Origin of the sequence: Cupriavidus gilardii (assembly GCF_008801915.1) — a bacterium.
Taxonomy (GTDB): Bacteria; Pseudomonadota; Gammaproteobacteria; order Burkholderiales; family Burkholderiaceae; genus Cupriavidus; species Cupriavidus gilardii.
The window spans coordinates 1-19,274 of the sequence record NZ_VZOV01000004.1 but is presented as its reverse complement, the minus strand read 5'-3'; the positions used below and the strand labels follow the sequence as shown (position 1 = coordinate 19,274).

Sequence of the window (19,274 nt, the reverse complement as noted above, 5' to 3'; positions counted from 1 at the left end):
CCGCCATGCCCGCCAAGGCCGCCCCTTCCCCGTTCAACCGCTCGTTCGTCCCCGCCTCCGCCCGCGCATGATCGCCTGGCTCGACCCGCACGATCCGTTTCCCCCGGTCGATGCCGCGCTGGGCCCCGACTCCGAAGCCCCGGGCCTGCTGGCGGCCAGCCGCGACCTGACTCCGAAGCCCCGGGCCTGCTGGCGGCCAGCCGCGACCTGACTCCGCAGCGCCTGCTGCTGGCCTACCGCCACGGCATCTTTCCCTGGTATGCGCAGGGCCAGCCGGTGCTGTGGTGGAGCACCGATCCGCGCATGGTGCTCGACCCCGCCGCGTTGCGCGTTTCGCTGAGCCTGCGCAAGACGCTCAAGCGCGTGCTGCGCGAGGACGACTGGCAGATCCGCGTCGACGACGACTTCGAAGCGGTGATGCGCGCCTGCGCCGAGACCCCGCGCGCGGGCCAGCACGGCACCTGGATCACGCCGGAAATCGTCGAGGCCTACGGCGCGCTGCATGCGCGCGGCATGGCCCATTCGGTCGAGACCTGGTATCGCGGCGAGCGCGTCGGCGGCCTGTACGGCGTGGCGCTTGGCCGCATGTTTTATGGCGAGTCGATGTTCGCGCGCCGCACCGACGCCTCGAAGATCGCGCTGGCGGCGCTGTGCGGCTTCCTCGCCGGCCATGGGGTGACGATGATAGACTGCCAGCAGGAAACCGAGCACCTCGCCTCGCTGGGCGCGCGGCCGATCCCGCGCAGCGAGTTCGTCGCGCATCTGCGCACGGCGACCGCGCAGCCGCCGATCGTGCCGTGGCGGTTCGACAAGACGGTGCTCGAATGGTGGACGCGGGCGCGCGACGCAGAACGCTAGCGCCCCCCGCTCCGACCGCGGCAGCACCCGACGGCAGCATCCGATCATGAGCAAGCTCAAGGAATTGCCCCTTTCCGCGCTGCAGTTCTATGCAACGGCGCCCTACGCTTGCAGCTATCTCGAAGGCCGCATGGCCCGCTCGCAGGTGGCCACCCCCGCGCACCTGATCAATGCCGACGTCTATTCCCGCCTGGTACGCGCGGGCTTCCGGCGCAGCGGCGTCTTTACCTACCGCCCCTATTGCGACGATTGCCATGCCTGCACGCCATGCCGGCTGGCGGTCGACCAGTTCGAGCCGGACCGCAGCCAGCGCCGCGCGTGGCAGCGCCACCGTCATCTGCAGGCGCTGGTGGCGCCGCTGACCTACGTCGAGGAACACTACGCGCTGTATCTGCGCTACCAGTCGATGCGGCATGCAGGCGGGGGCATGGACCAGGACAGCCGCGACCAATACGAGCAGTTCCTGCTGCAGAGCCGCGTCAATTCGCGGCTGGTCGAATTCCGCGATCCCCCCGACGCGGCCGAGCCGGGCAAGCTGCGCATGGTCAGCATGATCGACGTGCTCGACGACGGCCTGTCGTCGGTCTACACGTTCTACGATCCGCTGCAGCCCAAGACCAGCTACGGCACCTACAACATCCTGTGGCAGATCGAGCAGACCCGCGAACTGGGCCTGCCGCACCTGTATCTCGGCTACTGGATCGCCAACAGCCGCAAGATGGCCTACAAGGCGCGCTTCCAGCCGCTGCAGGTGCTGGTCGGCAACCAGTGGCGGCCGTTCGCGTCCGACGCCGCCTGACGGCGCGCCGGGCTGTCCCCGGACTCTCAAGCGCCGCTGCCGTTACAATATCGCCCTGACCGCGCCGCGATCCGCCCGCGGCGCATTCCGGTACCGCCCGCCGCTCGCCGACAGGTCGCCCGGTACCGATTCTCTGCCTCGATTCCCTGCCCCGATTTCCGCCGTGCTCAACGCGCTCTATCCCCTGTTTCGTCCCGCCCTGTTCTCGATGGACGCCGAGGACGCTCACCATCTGACCCTCGACAACCTGCGCCGCGCGCAGCGCCTCGGACTGGCCGGCTGCCTCGGCAACCGCATCGACGACGATCCGCGCACCGTGATGGGCGTGCGCTTTCCGAATCCGGTGGGACTCGCGGCAGGCCTCGACAAGGACGGCGCCTATATCGACGGCCTGGCCGCGTTCGGCTTCGGCTTCATCGAGGTCGGCACGGTGACGCCACGCCCGCAGCCCGGCAATCCGCGCCCGCGCATGTTCCGGCTGCCGAAGGCCGAGGCGCTGATCAACCGGATGGGCTTCAACAACGGCGGCGTCGACGCCTTCGTCGCGAACGTCAACGCGTCGCGCTGGAAGGCCGAAGGCGGCGTGCTCGGACTGAACATCGGCAAGAACGCCGACACGCCGATCGAGCGCGCGGTCGACGACTACCTGTACTGCCTGGAACGCGTCTATCCGCACGCGAGCTACGTCACGGTCAACATCTCGTCGCCGAATACCAAGAACCTGCGCCAGCTGCAGGGCGCCAGCGAACTCGACGGCCTGCTGTCCGCGCTGAAGACCGCGCAGCAGCGGCTGGCCGACCGGCACCGGCGCTACGTGCCGCTGGCGCTGAAGATCGCGCCGGATCTGGACGCCGACCAGATCGGCAATATCGGCGACGCGCTGGTGCGCCATCGCATCGACGGCGTGATCGCCACCAACACGACGATCTCGCGCGAGGCCGTCAAGGGCCTGCCGCACGCCGACGAAGCCGGCGGCCTGTCGGGCCGCCCTGTGTTCGATGCGTCGACCGCGGTGGTGCGCGCGCTGCGCGCGGTGGTCGGCGACGCGCTGCCGATCGTCGGCGTCGGCGGCATCTTCGACGGCGCGCAGGCGCGCGCCAAGATCGACGCGGGCGCGCAGCTGGTGCAGCTCTACACCGGGCTGATCTACCGCGGCCCGGCGCTGGTCAAGGAATGCGCCGCCGCGCTGCGCGCTTGATGCAGGCCGGATACGCCGCGCCCTCCCTTTTCGTCCCGCCCCATTCAGAGGAACACCGCATGGAAACGATCCGACTCGGCCAGAGCGATTTGCAGGTCTCGCGCATCTGCCTCGGCACGATGACCTTCGGCGAACAGAACACCGAGGCCGAAGGCCACCAGCAGCTCGACTATGCGTTCTCGCGCGGCATCAACTTCATCGATACCGCCGAGATGTATCCGGTCAAGCCGCGCGCCGAGACCTATGGCCGCACCGAGCAGATCGTCGGCAGCTGGCTCAAGCGCCAGCCGCGCGACCGCATCGTGCTCGCCACCAAGGTCGCCGGCCCGGCGCGCATGCCATGGATCCGCGACGGCGGCGACCTGACGCCGCAGAGCATCCGCGCCGCGGTCGACGCCTCGCTCGAGCGCCTGCAGACCGACTACATCGACCTGTACCAGATCCACTGGCCGGCCCGCAACGCGCCGATCTTCGGCCAGAAGCAGTTCGACCCGTCGCGCGAACGCGCGTGCACCAGCATCGCCGCGCAACTCGACGCGATGGCGCAGCTGGTGCGCGCCGGCAAGATCCGCTACGTCGGTGTGTCCAACGAAACGCCGTGGGGCATCGCCGAATTCGTCAAGCAGGCGGAGCTGCATGGGCTGCCGCGCATCGCCACCGTGCAGAACCCCTACAACCTGGTCAATCGCAGCTTCGAGCAGGGCCTGGACGAGGCCTGCTACCGCACCGGTGTCAGCCTGCTGATCTACAGCCCGCTCGCCTTCGGCCAGCTGACCGGCAAATACCTGAAGGCCAACACCGCCCAGCCGACCTTCGACGCCTCGGCGCAGGGCCGGCTGACGCGCTTCCCGGCCGACTGGAGCCCGCGCTATCTGCGCCCCGAGACGCTGGCGGCCAGCGCGCGCTACGTCGAGCTGGCGCGCGCGCACGGCCTGTCGCCGGCCACGCTGGCGCTGGCCTGGTGCTACTCGCGCTGGTTCGCGCACAGCACGATCATCGGCGCGACCACGCTGGCGCAGTTGCAGGAGAACATCGACGCCTGGGGCGTGCCGCTGCCGGCAGACGTGCTGGCCGGCATCGAACGGATCCACGCCGAAATCCATAATCCGGCGCAATAAGGCGGGCCACGGGCCGTCCAGTGCCATCCGGAAAAACAGCGCGGAAACCCGACCTCGGTGGGGGTTCCGCACTGCGCCGCAACAGGGCACCGCGGGCCGGGGAAGTGGTATCCTCGCGGGCTTGACGCCGCCCGCCGCGCGGTGCGCGAACCCCGCGCACCGGCCGGCGATCCACTGGAACCACCGAGGCACAGGGCGGCCGACCCGAACGAAACCCACAACCAAATATTCGAGGGGAGATTCGACCATGACCATGCTGAAAACTTCGACCAGGACCCTGCTCGCCGGCGCCGTCGCGCTCGCCCTGCTGCACGGCGGCGCGGTGAACGCGCAGACCGTCAAGGTGCTCTCGATCGTCGATCACCCCGCGCTGGACGCGATCCGCGACGGCGTGCGCGCCGAACTGAAGTCGGCCGGCTACGACGCCGACAAGAACCTGAAGTGGGAATACCAGAGCGCGCAGGGCAATACCGGCACCGCCGCGCAGATCGCCCGCAAGTTCGTCGGCGACCAGCCCAATGCGATCGTCGCGATCGCGACGCCGGCCGCGCAGGCCGTGGTCGCCTCGACCAAGACCGTGCCGGTCGTCTACTCGGGCGTCACCGACCCGGTCGCGGCGCAACTGGTCAAGGGCTGGCAGGCCAGCGGCACCAACGTGACCGGCGTGTCCGACAAGCTGCCGCTGGACAAGCAGGTTGCGCTGATCAAGCGCGTGGTGCCCAAGGCGAAGACCGTCGGCATGGTCTACAACCCGGGCGAGGCCAACTCGGTCGTGGTGGTCAAGGAACTGAAGACGCTGCTGGCCAAGGAAGGCCTGACGCTGAAGGAAGCGGCCGCGCCGCGTACCGTCGATATCGGCCCGGCCGCCAAGAGCCTGGTCGGCAAGGTCGACGTGATCTACACGAATACCGACAACAACGTGGTGTCGGCCTACGAGGCACTGGTCAAGGTTGCCAACGAATCGAAGGTGCCGCTGGTGGCCGCCGATACCGACAGCGTCAAGCGCGGTGCGATCGCGGCGCTGGGCATCAACTACGGCGACCTGGGCGTGCAGACCGGCAAGATCGTCGTGCGCATCCTGAAGGGCGAGAAGCCGGGCGCGATCCCGTCCGAGACCAGCGACAAGCTGGAGCTGTTCGTCAACACGACGGCCGCCGAAAAGCAGGGCGTGTCGCTGTCGCAGGACCTGATCAAGGAAGCCAAGCAGGTCATCAAGTAATGACGCCATGACGACCCGCCGCCCGGCTGCCGGCACGCCGCGCAGCGGGCGGCTGGCCGGCGCCGCGCCCTACCCGGCCACGCGCCGACGCCGCTGGTTGCAGCCTGCGGCCCGCCCAGGCGCTTGATCCGCCGGCGGCAGCCGCGCCAGTCAGCACGCCCGGCCACCGGCGGGCGCGCATACCGCAACAGGATTCACCATGTCTCTCTTCTCCCTTCTGGGCGCGCTGGAGATCGGCCTGATCTTCAGCCTCGTCGCCCTCGGGGTGCTGATCTCCTTCCGCATCCTCAATTTCCCCGATCTGACCGTCGATGGCAGCTTTCCGCTGGGCGGCGCCGTCGCGGCCACGCTGATCGCGATGGGCCAGGACCCGTTCCTCGCCACGGCGCTGGCCATCGTCGCCGGCGCGATCGCGGGCCTGATCACCGGCTGGCTCAATGTCCGGCTCAAGATCATGGACCTGCTGGCGTCGATCCTGATGATGATCGCGCTGTACTCGATCAATCTGCGGATCATGGGCCGGCCCAACGTGCCGTTGATCACCGAGCCGACGATGTTCACGGTGCTGCAGCCGGAATGGCTGCCCGATTTCATGCTGCGCCCGCTGGTGCTGGTCGTCATCGTGATCGTCGCCAAGCTCGGCCTGGACTGGTTCTTCTCGTCGCAGCTCGGGCTGGCGATGCGGGCCACCGGCGCCAATCCGCGCATGGCACGCGCCCAGGGCATCGCCACCGGCCGCGCCACGCTGGCCGGCATGGCGCTGTCGAACGCGCTGGTCGCGCTGGCCGGCGCGCTGTTTGCGCAGACGCAGGGCGGCTCGGACATCTCGATGGGCATCGGCACCATCGTGATCGGCCTGGCCGCGGTGATCATCGGCGAGACGATCCTGCCGGCCCGCCGGCTGGTGCTGACCACGCTGGCCGTGGTGCTTGGCGCGATCCTGTACCGCTTCTTCATCGCGCTGGCACTGAACAGCGATTTCATCGGCCTGAAGGCACAGGACCTGAACCTGGTCACCGCGCTGCTGGTGACGGTCGCGCTGGTGCTGCCGGCCACGCGCAAGAAGCTGTTCGGCCGCAAGGCGAATGGAGGCTGACATGCTGCGCGCACAAGACCTGAAGCTGACCTTCAACCCCGGCACGCCGATCGAGACGCGCGCGCTGCGCGGGCTGAGCCTGGAGATCCCGTCGGGCCAGTTCGTCGCGGTGATCGGCTCGAACGGCGCCGGCAAGTCGACCTTCCTGAACGCGATCAGCGGCGACCAGATGGTCGACGCCGGCACCATCACGATCGACGGCAACGATGTCACGCGCAAGCCCGCCTGGGACCGCGCGCCGCTGGTCGCCCGCGTGTTCCAGGACCCGATGGCGGGCACCTGCGAGGCGCTGACGATCGAGGAGAACATGGCGCTGGCGATGGCGCGCGGTTCGCGCCGGGGCTTCCGCCCGGCGCTGAACCGCTCGTCGCGCGAACTGTTCCGCGACAAGCTGCGGCTGCTGAATCTCGGGCTGGAAAACCGGCTGACCGACCGCATCGGCCTGCTGTCCGGCGGCCAGCGCCAGGCGGTCAGCCTGCTGATGGCGTCGCTGCAGCCCTCGCGCATCCTGCTGCTGGACGAGCACACCGCCGCGCTGGACCCGAAGACCGCGGCCTTCGTGCTCGAGCTGACCGCCCGCATCGTCGAGGAAAACAGGCTGACGACGATGATGGTGACCCACAGCATGCGGCAGGCGCTGGACTACGGCCAGCGCACGGTGATGCTGCACCAGGGCCAGGTGGTGCTCGACGTCTCGGGCGACGAACGCAAGGGCCTGGACGTGCCCGATCTGCTGCGCATGTTCGAGCGCAGCCGGCACGAGCAGCTGGACGACGACGCGCTGCTGCTGGGCTGATTGCGCCCTTCCGGCGCGATCCTGTCATTCCGGCGCATGGGGGAATCCGGCGGCTTTCGGGGTCACCGGGTCTGCGCCAGCGCGGCGGCGACGATGTGGATCGGAAAAAACGAAACCCCGGCCCTGGCCGGGGTTTTTTGTTGCCGCCTGCGTGGTGCCCAGGGGCTCAGGGGCTCGGCAGCTCAGGCCGTCGCCGCCTTCGCCAGCCAGCGCTCCAGCTGCTCCGTCACCGCGGTGCTGGAAAACGAGCAGCTGTCCTGCGCGAACACGGACGACATTTCGAGCCGGCGCAGCAGCTCCTCCATCGCCTGGCCGAATACCGGCGGCAGCGTCAATGCCGGCGCCTGCTCGCGCCAGGCGCGCACCAGCGCGTCGGCGGGCAACGCCCCGGCACGATGGCGGTCCAGCGCGTCGCGCATCGCGTTCAAGGGCGCCTGGTTTGCGGGTTCGCTCATGCCTTCGCCCTCCTTTCCTTGTAGAGATCGCGGAAGGTGCGGCCGCTGGGTGCCGGCATGTCGCGCGTATCGGTCCAGCCGCGGCCGCCCAGCGGCAGCTTGCCGATGCGGCCGTCGTGGCGGCCCATGCGGGCCAGCACGCTGGCGCCCAGGCGCGTGGCCAGCGCGTACAGCCCCGGCCGCCTGGCGACATAGCCCCAGGCGCGCAGCGCCCAGCGCTCCTGCCACGGCCGCATGCCGCGCTCCATCTGTTTCTCGCGCAGCTTGCGCAGCAAGTCCGACAGCGGGATCGAGGCCGGACACACGCGGTTGCACTCGCCGCACAGCGTCGCCGCCTGCGGCAGGTCGATGGCATTGCCCAGGCCGACGTAGCTGGGCGTCAGCACGCTGCCCATCGGTCCCGGATAGACCCAGCCATAGGCGTGGCCGCCGATCTTCTGATAGACCGGGCAGTGGTTCATGCAGGCGCCGCAGCGGATGCAGCGCAGCATCTCCTGAAAATCGCCGCCGATCAGGCCGGTACGGCCGCCATCGACCAGCACGAAGTACATATGCTCCGGACCGTCCTGCTCGCCCGGGGCGCGCGGGCCGGTCAGCAGCGAGAAATAGTTCGAGATCGCCTGGCCCGTGGCCGAGCGCGGCAGCAGCCGCATCACGGTGGCCAGGTCCTCCAGCGTCGGCAGCACCTTCTCGATGCCGGTGACGGCGACATGCACGCGCGGCATCACCGTACACATGCCCTCGTTGCCCTCGTTGGTCACCACCGCGACCGAGCCCGTTTCCGCGATCAGGAAGTTGCCGCCGGTCACGCCCATATCGGCCGACAGGAACTCGGGGCGCAGCACCTCGCGCGCTTCCCGCGTCATGTCGGGAATCTCGGTCAGCCGCGGCTTCTGGTGGACCTTGGCGAACAGGTCGGCGATCTCGTCCTTGTCCTTGTGCACCACCGGCGCAATGATGTGCGACGGCGGCTCCGCGTCGTTGATCTGCAGGATGTATTCGCCGAGATCGGTCTCGATGCTCTGCACGCCGAGCTCGCCGAGCACCTCGTTCAGCCGCATCTCCTCGGTCACCATCGACTTGCTCTTGATGACCTTGCGCACGCCGTGACGCTGCGCGATCTCGCCGACCAGCCTTGCCGCGTCCGCGGTCGTCTCGGCAAACAGCACCGTGGCGCCGCGTCGCGTGGCGTTCTCCTCGAAGGTCGCCAGCCAGACGTCCAGATTGGCCAGCGCACGGTCGCGGCGCTCCTTCAGCGCCTCGCGCGTGGCGGCGAAGTCGATGTCCTCGATCGCGGCCGCGCGCGCGGTGACGAACTTGGTCGACAGCTTCTTCAGGTTCTGCTGCAGGCGCTGGTCGGCCAGCTTCTGGCCGGCGCGCGCCTTGAATTCCATGCTGTGCACTTGCATGCGTGGTGGCCTCTTGCGTGGTGCGCGATCGATGCGGGAATGCCGGGATTCGGGGATGCGGCGATCAGGCGTCGCCGGCCAGGACCTGCGCGATATGCAGCACGCGGGTGCGCGTATCGCCGGTCCGGCGCAGGCGGCCTTCGATATTGAGGATGCAGCCGAGGTCGCCGAGCACCACCGCGTCGGCACCACTGGCCGCGATATTGGCGCACTTCTCGTCGACGATGGCGGTCGAGATATTGCCGTACTTGAGCGCGAACGTCCCGCCGAAACCGCAGCAGGCCTCGCAATCCTTCATCTCGGTCAGCTGCACGCCGGGCAGCTTGCCCAGCAAGGCGCGCGGCTGCTGCTTGACGCCGAGTTCGCGCAGCCCGGAGCACGAGTCGTGGTAGGTCACGTGGCCGGCGAAATTGCTGTCGAGCGTGTCGATGCGCGCGACGTTGACCAGGAAATCGGTCAGCTCGTAGACCCGCGTGCGCAGGCGCTCGTAGCGGCCATTCAGTTCGGGATCGTTGCGCAGCAGGTCGCCGTAGTGGTGCAGGATCATGCCGCCGCAGGAGCCCGACGGCACCACCACGTAGTCGAACATCTCGAACTCGCGCAGGAATTTCTCCGCCAGGTCGCGCGAGGCGGCGCGCTCGCCGGAGTTGTAGGCCGGCTGGCCGCAGCAGGTCTGGGCCTCGGGGACCATGACCTCGTAGCCGGCCTTCTCCAGCAGCTTGAGCACCGAAAAGCCGATCTCCGGCCGCATCAGGTCCACCAGACAGGTGACGAACAGACCGACTCGCATGGGGATTCCTACCTTTTTCCAGACCCAAAACCTCGCAATTATGCGCTTTTGCGTCGCGGTTCCGCCACTGCGGCGCGCCGCCGCCGGCGCTTTTGTTGGCCCCTGCCATCGCAGCGGGGCCATTTTCCGCCCCATTTTGGGGCTCATCAATGTGCGGAATGCCCGACTATGACATTTCACGTATTGAAATTTTCACGATGCGAGATAGAATCAGGCAGTCGCTTAATTTGCCGCACGGCAACAATTTCCCCATGGCTGAAGCAGAGAAGGAACCCGGCAAGACGTCGATCCAGGTGATCGAACGGATGATGACGCTGCTCGATGCACTCGCGCGGCATGCCGATCCGGTCAGTCTGAAGGAACTCTCCCAGGCTACCGGGCTGCATCCCTCGACGGCGCACCGCATCCTCAACGATATGGTCGCGTGCCGCTTCGTCGACCGCTCCGATCCAGGCAGCTACCGGCTCGGCATGCGCCTGCTGGAACTGGGCAATCTGGTCAAGGCCCGGCTCTCGGTGCGCGAGGCGGCGCTGGCGCCGATGCGCGCGTTGCACCGCGTCACCGGCCAGACCGTCAACCTGTCGGTGCGCCAGGGCGACGAGATTGTCTATATCGAACGCGCCTACAGCGAGCGCTCCGGCATGCAGGTGGTGCGCGCCATCGGCGGCCGCGCCCCGTTGCATCTGACCTCGGTCGGCAAGCTGTTCCTGGCCGCGGACGAGGTCGCACGGGTGCGCAACTACGCGACCCGCACCGGCCTGGCCGGCCATACCCGTACCTCGATCACCGACCTGTCGAAACTGGAGCGCGAGCTGAACTGGGTCCGCACCAACGGCTATGCGCGCGACAACGAGGAGCTCGAACTCGGCGTGCGCTGCATCGCGGCGGGCATCTACGACGACTCGCGCCGGCTGGTCGCCGGCCTGTCGCTGTCCGCCCCGGCCGATCGGCTGCAGGACAGCTGGCTGCAGAATCTGAAGGAAACGGCGTTGCAGATTTCGCGCGGCATGGGCTATACCGCCGATAGCGACGTGTAGCGACGTGTAGCGACGTGTAGCGACGTGTAGCGACGTGTAGCGACGTGTAGCGGCGCGTGGCGGTGCACGGTATCCCGCCACGCCTCGCGCCACGCCGCGCAGCGCGATTGCACGCGCTGCGCCCTTCCCGATTTCGACAGACAGCACACGACGAGATGCAAGACTCCGGTTTTCTGCCGCGCCTGCTTGAGGCGCTCGGCTCCGACGTGGTGACCACCGACGCGCAGGCGATCGCGCCCTGGCTCAGCGACTGGCGCGGGATCTACCGGGGCGATGCCCAGGCCGTGGTGCGGCCGCGCAATACCGACGAAGTCGCGCGCTGCCTGGCGCTGTGCCAGCAGTGGCGCGTGCCGGTGGTGCCGCGCGGCGGCAATACCGGGCTGTGCGGCGGCGCGACGCCCGACGATCGCCCCGCCAACGTGGTGCTGAGCCTGGACCGGATGAACACGATCCGCTCGGTCGACACCATCGCCAACACGATGGTGGCCGAGGCCGGCTGCATCCTCGGCAATCTGCGCCGCGCCGCCCATGACGCGGACCGCCAGCTGCCGCTGTCGCTGGCCGCCGAGGACTCGTGCCAGATCGGCGGCAATCTCGCGACCAATGCCGGCGGCGTCAACGTGGTGCGCTACGGCATGGCCCGCGAGCTGGTGCTCGGCCTGGAAGCGGTGCTGCCCGACGGCGAGGTCTTCCATGGGCTGCGCACGCTGCGCAAGGACAACACCGGCTACGACCTGAAGCAGTTGCTGATCGGCTCCGAAGGCACGCTGGGCGTGATCACCGCGGTGGCGCTGCGGCTGCTGCCGCGCACCGATCAGCGCGCCGGGTGCTGGCCGCGGTGGAATCGCCTCGGCAGGCGTTGCAGCTATTCTCGCTGCTGTACTCGCGCTGCGGCGCGCGGCTGCAAGCCTTCGAATTCTTTACCGGACCCTGCCTGGAACTGGTGCTGACGCATGCGGAAGGCGTGCAGGCGCCCTTCGCCGACCGCCATCCGGCCTACGTGCTGGTCGAACTGGCTGACACCACCGACGAGGCCGGCCTGAACTCGCTGCTTGAAGCGACCATCGGCGACGCGCTCGAACAGGGCCTGTGCCTCGACGCGGCCGTGTCCTCGTCGCTGAGCCAGCTGCAGGCGATGTGGAAGTTGCGCGAAGAAATCTCGGAAGCGCAGCGCGCCGATGGCCCGCACCTGAAGCACGACATCTCGCTGCCGATCGAATCGATCCCGGTGTTCATGGAGCGGATGCAGGCACGGCTGCAGCGGCTCGACGGCGCGATCCGCCCCTTCGTGTTCGGCCACTTCGGCGACGGCAATCTGCACTACAACCTGTCCCGCCCAGCGGGCGCGCCGAAAGACTGGGCAACCACGCATGGCGAGGCGGTCACGGCCGAGGTACTGGACGAGGTGATGCGCCATGGCGGCAGCATCAGCGCCGAGCATGGCATCGGCCAGCTCAAGCGCGAGTATTTCCACCGCTACAAGGATCCGCTCGAACTGCGGCTGATGGTCGGCATCAAGCGGCTGCTCGATCCGGCGGGCATCATGAATCCGGGCAAGCTGCTGTGATCGGCTGAACCTCGCCGGTCAATTGCCGGCGTGGCCGGCCCCTGAAACGACGACGCGCCCTCGAGGGGCGCGTCTTTCGTTGCGGGACGGGCTTGCCGTCCCGCCGTTCGGCTCGGTTCAGATGCCGCGCGCCTGCTGCGACGTCAGCACGTAATGCGGCGAGTTGGCGGGCCCCTGCGTCAGATTCGGCGTGCTCGGGAAGCGGTTCGGCGCCGATGGCGGCGAATGCTCGAGCCAGTCGCGCACGCGATTGGCATCGGCAAAGCGGGTCAGGTTGCCGGACGAGTCCAGGAACACCATCACCACATCGCGGCCGCCGACACGCGCCTGCATCACCAGGCAGCGCCCCGCTTCCGAGATGAAACCGGTCTTCTGCAAGCCGATATCCCAGTTGCCGCCGCGCACCAGGCGATTGGTGCTGACGTAGTGCTGGGTGCGGCCAAGCACATTGACCTCATGCTCGGTCTGCGTCGAGAACGCGCGGATGGTCGGATTGCGATAGGCCGCCTTGACCAGCCGGGCCAGATCCATCGCCGACGAGACGTTGCTGCTCGACAGCCCGCTCGAATCGACGAAGTGGGAGTCGTTCATGCCCAGTTCGCGCGCCTTGCGGTTCATCGCCTGCACGAAGGCCGGCAGGCCGCCCGGGTAGTGGCGGCCGAGCGCCGAGGCGGCGCGGTTTTCCGACGACATCAGCGCCAGCAGCAGCAGCTCCTGGCGGGTCAGCTGGGTGCCGAAGCGCAGACGCGAGCTGCTGTGCTTCTCGGTGTCGCGATCTTCCTCGGTAATCGTCAGCACCTCGTCCATCGGCAGGCGCGCGTCCATCACCACCAGCGCGGTCATCAGCTTGGTGATCGAGGCGATCGGCAGCACCGCGGCCGCGTTCTTCTGGAACAGCACTTCGTTGGTGTTCTGGTCCATCACCAGCGCGACGCTGGAGCGCAGCGACAGCGCATCGTCGGTATCGCGCAGTCCAAGCGCCTCGCCCAGCGACGGGCGCGACGGCGGCGTATAGGCCGCGCGCACGGGGGCGGCCTGACGCTGGACCAGAATGACCTTGCGCTTGCCATTCTTGGAAACGATGACCTTGCGGCTGCCGGTCTTGGCCACCGTCGAGCGCTTCGACACGCTGCTGGCCTTGGCGGACTTGGTGGACTTCGACGATTTAGCCGAGGATTTTTGGACTTTGACGACCTTTTCGGTCTTTTTAGCGGATTTTGACGATTTACTCGCCGCCTCCGCCATGGGCGCGGCAATCAGCGCCGCCGACACCAGCATGGTCGCTGCCACCGAAGGCAGAGGCAGGGTGCCGAGAAATCTCAGGAATGGGAGGTCGAACCGGGACATGATTCTCGGGCGCGCATCGGGAATGGCGCCAGTGTAGAAAAAAAAGAATTTGTTAGCAAGATTAATGACTTACACAGCGGACTTAAAGCTTCGATTACAGACATTTCCGTAATGCGAAAAATAAGACGCTTGCAGCACATGGAAATCTGCATGACGCGGCCTCCCGGCCCGGCAATCTTCCGCCCTGCGCACGCGCATGCCTCACTAACGTCAGTTCTGGCGAGAAATTGAGTGGCCGGCGCAATGTCGGCCGCGTCATCTGGATCAGCAACGCGCGAAACCGGGTTCCGGTTCACACCCGCAGCGCAACATTCGCCGCGCGGCGCGCCGACTGCCCTGCCCCCGATACCGGGCGCAAGGGACAGGCCGGTACGGCACCTGCGCGCGTTCACGGTCACGCTCCCTACCGATCCACGGCCGCCACCAGCAGCGGCTCGAGCGCCTTGCGCAACGGTTCCGGCAAGGCGACTGGGCGGCGCGTCTGGCGGTCGACATAGACATGCACGAAGTGCCCCTGCGCGGCGGCGCTGTCGTCGCCCTCGCGAAACAGCCCCACTTCGTAGCGCACACTGCTGTTGCCGAGCCGCGCGACGCGCAGACCCGCGATCACCGTTTCGGGAAAGCTCAGCGAGGCGAAGTAGTTGCACTGCGTCTCGATCACCAGCCCGATGGTGTCACCTGCCTCGATGTCGAGCACGCCGCGCTCGATCAGGTAGCGATTCACCACGGTGTCGAAATAACTGTAGTAGACAACGTTGTTGACGTGGCCATAAACATCGTTATCCATCCAGCGCGTCGTGATCGGCAGGAAGTGGCGATAGCAGTCGCGGGGCTGGGCTTGCGGCTTCATGGCGGGAAAGGGCAATAACGGTGGGCGGAAGGAAGATTGCGGACGGGCCGGTCAAGCGCGCCGCGACGGCGCCGCGGCCCCGCGCATCACCAGCGCGACGCCGGCCGCCGCGAGCGCCATGCCGGCTGCGGCCATCGGCGGAAAGCGCTCGTCGAACAACAGCCAGGCCATCACGGCGGTGGTCGGCGGCGTCAGGTACATCAGGCTCGATACGCTGGTGGCTGCGCCGCGCCGGATCAACACGAACAGCAGCGAGATCGCGCCGATCGACAAGGCCACGATCGACCATGCGAGTGCGCCGATCATCTCGAGGTTCCAGTCGACTTCGCGCGTTTCGAACAGGAACATCCACGGCAAGCAGGCCAGCGCCGCCGCGGTGAACTGGATCAGCGACCCCATGCGCAGATCGAACACGGGGCAGCGATGCTTCTGATACAGCGTGCCGACCGTGATCGACAGCAAGGCGCCGACAGCCAGCAGCACGCTGAATGGCGTCGCCGCACCGGCCGACAGCTTGCCGGCCACGACCAGGCCGACGCCGACGATGCCGAGCAGCAACCCGAGCCACTGCCAGCCGCGCAGGCGTTCACCAAGACGCAGCGAAATCAGCGCCGTCAGCAGCGGCTGCATGCCGACGATCAGCGCCGCCATGCCGGCCGGCATGCCCAGCTTGACCGCGGCCCAGACGCCGCCCAGATAACCGGTCTGCAGCAACAGCCCCGCCAGCGCAATGCGGCCGATCATGGGCCAGTCGATCCGGCCGCCGTGCCGGGGCAGCGGCACGCGCGCCAGCACGACGAACGGCACCATCAGCACCACCACGCCGGCAAAACGCAGGAACAGGAAGGTCATCGGCTCGGCATGGGGCATGCCGTACTTGGCGACGATAAAGCCGGTACTCCAGATCAACACGAACAGCCAGGGCATCGACACCAGCCAGACGTTGGCGCCCGCGGAGGCGGCGCGGCCGGGGTTGCTGGCCTCTGCCGCGGGCCTCATGCACGCCCCCGCCAGCAGGCGACATGGGCGGACAGGCCGGTGGGCAACAGGTTTGCGATGCAGGGCAGACTGGAGCAGGCGACTTGGCGGGACATCGGCAGAAGGAGTCGAAACAGGCGTGCCGCGCGGCGGCTGGGCACTTCGCCCCTCCCCCGCCATGCGATAAAGGGAATGCGCGATGGTAGCACCGGCCCGCAGGTCCCGCGTTTCGGGCGACGCAAGTGATCCAGGGGCGGCAATGTGACGGAGCCGACCGGGGGTTTACCCGGGGCTCGTTGTGCAATGCACCAAAACCGCTTGACACACCAATCATGGTCCATACAATACGGAATTGTTGCGACGCACCATGAATTCGAAAGACGGTTTCCGGACCGGCCGATCGGCTCGCTGGGGCGGACGCACAAGACCATTCACGCGCCTGGGCTGGCCACCGCAACGTCACGGCCTTGACATCTAGGCGACCTATTTTTTGAGTTCGCTTGAACTCGACTTCATCTGATGGAGACCAGCATGTCCTTTACCCCCGAACAAGTTGCCGCCGCCCACAAAGCCAATCTGGAAACCCTGTTCGGTTTGACCACCAAGGCCTTCGAAGGCGTGGAAAAGCTGGTCGAGCTGAACATGCAAGTGGTCAAGACCACGCTGGCCGAAAACGTCGAGCACGCCAAGCGCACGCTGGGTGCCCGCGACGCCCAGGAACTGCTGGCGCTGCAGGTTTCGCTGATCCAGCCGGTCGCCGAAAAGGCCGTCGCCTACAGCCGCCACGTCTACGAGATCGCGGCCGACACCCAGTCGGAATTCACCCGCGTCGCCGAGGCTCAGCTGGCCGAAAGCTCGCGCAATGTGCAAAGCCTGGTCGACAACTTCGCCAAGAACGCCCCGGCCGGTTCGGAATCGACCGTGGCCATCGTGAAGTCGGCCATCTCGGCCGCCAACAACGCCTACGAGTCGGTCCAGAAGGCCACCAAGCAAGCCGTCGAAATCGCCGAAAGCAATTTCCAGGCGGCCGCCACCGCCGCCACCAAGGCCGCCCAGCAAGCGAGCGCCACCGCCCGCACCGCTGGCAAGAAGACCACCGCGGCCTGATCGCGCTGAACGGTGCCCCGCTCCCGGGGCACCCGGTCGACGCTGACCTCCGAAGCCCGGCATCGATGCCGGGCTTTTTTATTGCCTCTGGCACCGCAATTAGCGCATTCGAACTTCAGCCCGGGATCGTCACAGTCGTACAACGTTCGGACGCCGCATCGCAACTATCATCGCCGCCTTTCGCAAGGCGATCCGGTTGCGCTTCGCAGTCAGTTTGTCATGGTGATGCCAGGGCGGCTGGTGCATCCGTCGCTTGCGATTTATATCCGAACAGGTATAATTCGTGCCCGACGAACGCAAGCTGTTGTATTGGGAAGGCTCCTCGAAAAAGGACTTCAAAGCATTCCCCATTCCGGTTCAAAAAGACATGGGGGTAGCCCTGTTCGTCGTGCAGTTGGGGCGCACGCCTCCTTCAGCAAAGCCGTGGAAGGGCCTGGGTTCGGGCGTGTACGAACTGGTCGACGATCACTGCGGCGATACATTCCGGGCCGTATACACGGTCTGCGTCAGCAACGCAGTCCACGTGCTGCACGCGTTTCAGAAAAAGTCCAAGTCGGGCATCGCCACGCCGCAACCGGATATCGCCTTGATCGCGAAGCGGCTGAAGGCGGTGCTCGCCAGATACGGAAAAAGCGGAGATCGTGATGCCATGCAATCGCACTCGAACAGGCACGGACAATGTGTTGGCCGACCTCGGATTTGCCGATGCCGAAGAACTGTCGGCAAAAGCGCTGCTGGCGGTCAAAGTCAACGAAGTGATCGACAAGCGAGGGCTCAGCCAGGTCGAAGCCGCCCATATCGTCGGCATGAGCCAGCCAAAGGTGTCGCAGATCCGGCGCTACAAACTCGACAACATCTCTCTGGAGCGCCTGATGCAGGCGCTCGTCTCGCTCGATCAGCACGTGGAAATCGTGGTTCGGCCGGCTCGCCAGTCGGCAGCCGCAGGAATTTTCGTTACAGCCTGACCGCGCCCCGCACTTGTCAGCTCCAGCGCAGCTATATCTGTATTTCAAAGATAATGGCGGTTAATTGCATTCCCGAGTAAAACAAGGCCCGCCATCCTGGCGGGCCCTGCTCCTGTACTGCGACAACCGGCCGCTCAGCGCTTGCGCGGCGGCGGCACGTCCGTGCAGACGCCCTCGTAGATCTCGGCCGCCATGCCGATCGACTCGCCCAGCGTCGGGTGCGGGTGGATCGTCTTGCCGATATCGACCGCGTCGGCACCCATCTCGATCGCCAGGCAGACTTCGCCAATCAGGTCGCCCGCATGCGTGCCGACGATGCCGCCGCCGATGATGCGGTGCGTTTCCTCGTCGAACAGCAGCTTGGTGAAGCCCTCGTCGCGGCCGTTGGCGATCGCGCGGCCCGAAGCGGCCCACGGGAAAACGCCCTTGCCGTACTTGATGCCCTGCGCCTTGCACTGTTCCTCGGTCAGGCCAGCCCACGCGACTTCCGGATCGGTATAGGCCACCGACGGAATCTGCCTGGCGTCGAAGTAGGCCTTCTCGCCGTGCGCGGCTTCCGCCGCCACGTGGGCCTCGTGCACGGCCTTGTGCGCCAGCATCGGCTGGCCGACGATGTCGCCGATCGCAAAGATGTGCGGCACGTTGGTGCGCATCTGGCTGTCGACCTCGATGAAGCCGCGGTCGGTCACCGCGACGCCCGCCTTCTCCGCACCGATCCGCTTGCCGTTGGGCGCGCGGCCCACCGACACCAGCACCAGGTCGTAGCGCTGCGCCTCCGCCGGAGCCTGCTCGCCCTCGAACTTGACGTAGACGCCATCGGCCTTGGCTTCGACCCCGACGGTCTTGGTCTTGAGCATCACCTTGTCGAAGCGATGCTTGTTCATCTTCTCCCAGACCTTGACGAGATCGCGGTCCGCGCCCTGCATCAGGCCGTCGAGCATTTCCACGACATCGATGCTGGCGCCCAGCGTACTGTAGACCGTAGCCATTTCCAGCCCGATGATGCCGCCGCCGATCACCAGCATGCGCTTGGGGATCTCGCGCAGTTCCAGCGCGCCGGTCGAATCGACGATGCGCGGGTCTTCCGGGATGAACGGCAGTTTCACCGCCTGGCTGCCGGCCGCGATGATGGCCTTGTCGAAGCGGATCACCGTCTTCTTGCCGGTGGGCTCCTTGCCGTCGCCGCCGGTTTCCTGGACCTCGAGATGATGCGGATCGAGGAAGGTGCCGATGCCGCGCACGACCTGCACCTTGCGCGCCTTGGCCATGCCGGCGAGGCCGCCGGTCAGCTTGCCGACTACCGATTCCTTGTACTTGCGCAGGCCGTCCAGATCGATCTTCGCGTCGCCGAACACGATGCCGTGCGCGGCCAGCGCCTTGGCCTCGTCGATGATCGCCGCGTTATGCAGCAACGCCTTCGACGGGATGCAGCCGACGTTCAGGCAAACCCCGCCCAGGCTCGCATAGCGCTCGACCAGCACGGTATTCATGCCGAGGTCGGCGCTGCGGAAGGCGGCCGAGTAGCCGCCGGGGCCGGCGCCCAGCACCAGCATCTCGCACTGGATGTCGGCACCGCCGGCATGCGTCGCCGCAGCCGGGGCCGGGGCCGGCGATGCTGCCGGCGCGGGCGCGGGCGCCGCAGCCGGGCTCGAAGCAGCCGGAGCCGCCGCGGGCGCGGGCGCCGG

At 67.2% G+C, this 19,274-nt stretch carries 17 protein-coding genes and 3 pseudogenes; 13 read left to right on the top strand and 7 right to left on the bottom strand.

The features are described from left to right. Positions 1-67: 67 nt before the first annotated feature. The 7 genes and pseudogenes from aat (at position 68) to F7Q96_RS07240 (ending at position 7,084) form a co-directional block, all read left to right on the top strand. Positions 68-858 (top strand): annotated as a pseudogene (gene aat, locus F7Q96_RS07270) (leucyl/phenylalanyl-tRNA--protein transferase). Between the two features lie 46 nt (positions 859-904). Next, positions 905-1,657: an arginyltransferase gene (locus tag F7Q96_RS07265; protein WP_053821982.1), complete on the top strand. Its 753-nt coding sequence runs from the start codon at positions 905-907 to the stop codon at positions 1,655-1,657. A 163-nt stretch (positions 1,658-1,820) separates the two neighbouring features. Continuing rightward, a complete protein-coding gene (locus F7Q96_RS07260; RefSeq protein ID WP_151022315.1) occupies positions 1,821-2,855 on the top strand; it encodes a quinone-dependent dihydroorotate dehydrogenase in 1,035 nt (344 codons plus the stop codon). 59 nt (positions 2,856-2,914) lie between these two features. After that, a complete protein-coding gene (locus F7Q96_RS07255) occupies positions 2,915-3,973 on the top strand; it encodes an aldo/keto reductase (RefSeq protein ID WP_053821983.1) in 1,059 nt (352 codons plus the stop codon). A 247-nt stretch (positions 3,974-4,220) separates the two neighbouring features. Continuing rightward, positions 4,221-5,192, top strand: a complete 972-nt coding sequence (locus F7Q96_RS07250; protein WP_053821984.1) for an ABC transporter substrate-binding protein — start codon at positions 4,221-4,223, stop codon at positions 5,190-5,192. Between the two features lie 199 nt (positions 5,193-5,391). Further along, on the top strand, positions 5,392-6,288 hold the full coding sequence (locus tag F7Q96_RS07245; protein WP_053821985.1) for an ABC transporter permease: 897 nt from the start codon (positions 5,392-5,394) through the stop codon (positions 6,286-6,288). 1 nt (position 6,289) lies between these two features. After that, the gene (locus F7Q96_RS07240) at positions 6,290-7,084 is read left to right on the top strand and encodes an ABC transporter ATP-binding protein (RefSeq protein ID WP_053821986.1); all 795 of its coding nucleotides are present in this window, start codon (positions 6,290-6,292) and stop codon (positions 7,082-7,084) included. A 182-nt stretch (positions 7,085-7,266) separates the two neighbouring features. Here the strand turns inward: F7Q96_RS07240 and F7Q96_RS07235 are convergent, their stop codons facing one another. The 3 genes from F7Q96_RS07235 to F7Q96_RS07225 form a co-directional block, all read right to left on the bottom strand. Beyond that, entirely contained in the window at positions 7,267-7,539 is a 273-nt protein-coding gene (locus tag F7Q96_RS07235; RefSeq protein ID WP_053821987.1) for a hypothetical protein, read from the bottom strand. Next, on the bottom strand, positions 7,536-8,948 hold the full coding sequence (locus F7Q96_RS07230; protein ID WP_053821988.1) for a LutB/LldF family L-lactate oxidation iron-sulfur protein: 1,413 nt from the start codon (positions 8,946-8,948) through the stop codon (positions 7,536-7,538). Before F7Q96_RS07230 ends, F7Q96_RS07235 begins: the two co-directional genes overlap by 4 nt. 64 nt (positions 8,949-9,012) lie before the next feature. Next, a complete protein-coding gene (locus tag F7Q96_RS07225) occupies positions 9,013-9,738 on the bottom strand; it encodes a (Fe-S)-binding protein (protein ID WP_053821989.1) in 726 nt (241 codons plus the stop codon). A gap of 251 nt (positions 9,739-9,989) precedes the next feature. Here F7Q96_RS07225 and F7Q96_RS07220 point away from each other — a divergent pair, with 251 nt between their 5' ends. Continuing rightward, on the top strand, positions 9,990-10,775 hold the full coding sequence (locus tag F7Q96_RS07220) for an IclR family transcriptional regulator (RefSeq protein ID WP_006578410.1): 786 nt from the start codon (positions 9,990-9,992) through the stop codon (positions 10,773-10,775). 155 nt (positions 10,776-10,930) lie between these two features. Then, positions 10,931-12,342 (top strand): annotated as a pseudogene (locus F7Q96_RS07215) (FAD-binding oxidoreductase). 117 nt (positions 12,343-12,459) lie between these two features. Here the strand turns inward: F7Q96_RS07215 and pbpG are convergent. Then, entirely contained in the window at positions 12,460-13,470 is a 1,011-nt protein-coding gene (gene pbpG, locus F7Q96_RS07210; RefSeq protein WP_226994738.1) for a D-alanyl-D-alanine endopeptidase, read from the bottom strand. Here pbpG and F7Q96_RS27155 point away from each other — a divergent pair. Then, positions 13,445-13,726, top strand: coding sequence for a hypothetical protein (locus F7Q96_RS27155; RefSeq protein WP_226994739.1), 282 nt, complete (start codon positions 13,445-13,447; stop codon positions 13,724-13,726). The two genes, pbpG and F7Q96_RS27155, sit on opposite strands and share 26 nt — an antisense overlap. Before the next feature lie 366 nt (positions 13,727-14,092). On the opposite strand, the gene F7Q96_RS07205 is transcribed toward F7Q96_RS27155, so the two are convergent. Further along, the gene (locus F7Q96_RS07205; protein WP_053821991.1) at positions 14,093-14,539 is read right to left on the bottom strand and encodes an acyl-CoA thioesterase; all 447 of its coding nucleotides are present in this window, start codon (positions 14,537-14,539) and stop codon (positions 14,093-14,095) included. A 51-nt stretch (positions 14,540-14,590) separates the two neighbouring features. Continuing rightward, positions 14,591-15,538, bottom strand: coding sequence for a DMT family transporter (locus F7Q96_RS07200; RefSeq protein ID WP_151022313.1), 948 nt, complete (start codon positions 15,536-15,538; stop codon positions 14,591-14,593). A 510-nt stretch (positions 15,539-16,048) separates the two neighbouring features. On the opposite strand from F7Q96_RS07200, the gene F7Q96_RS07195 reads away from it, so the two are divergent. The 3 genes and pseudogenes from F7Q96_RS07195 (at position 16,049) to F7Q96_RS07185 (ending at position 17,589) form a co-directional block, all read left to right on the top strand. Then, the gene (locus F7Q96_RS07195) at positions 16,049-16,624 is read left to right on the top strand and encodes a phasin family protein (RefSeq protein WP_053823119.1); all 576 of its coding nucleotides are present in this window, start codon (positions 16,049-16,051) and stop codon (positions 16,622-16,624) included. Positions 16,625-16,907: 283 nt separating this feature from the next. Further along, a pseudogene (locus F7Q96_RS07190) lies at positions 16,908-17,261 on the top strand (type II toxin-antitoxin system RelE/ParE family toxin); the annotation flags it as partial. 7 nt (positions 17,262-17,268) lie between these two features. After that, positions 17,269-17,589 carry a helix-turn-helix domain-containing protein gene (locus F7Q96_RS07185; protein WP_053821992.1) on the top strand — a complete coding sequence of 107 codons (321 nt, stop codon included), beginning with the start codon at positions 17,269-17,271 and terminating at the stop codon, positions 17,587-17,589. A gap of 134 nt (positions 17,590-17,723) precedes the next feature. Here the strand turns inward: F7Q96_RS07185 and lpdA are convergent. Beyond that, positions 17,724-19,274: dihydrolipoyl dehydrogenase (lpdA, locus tag F7Q96_RS07180; RefSeq protein WP_170292919.1), on the bottom strand; the 1,551-nt coding region annotated here is incomplete at its 5' end.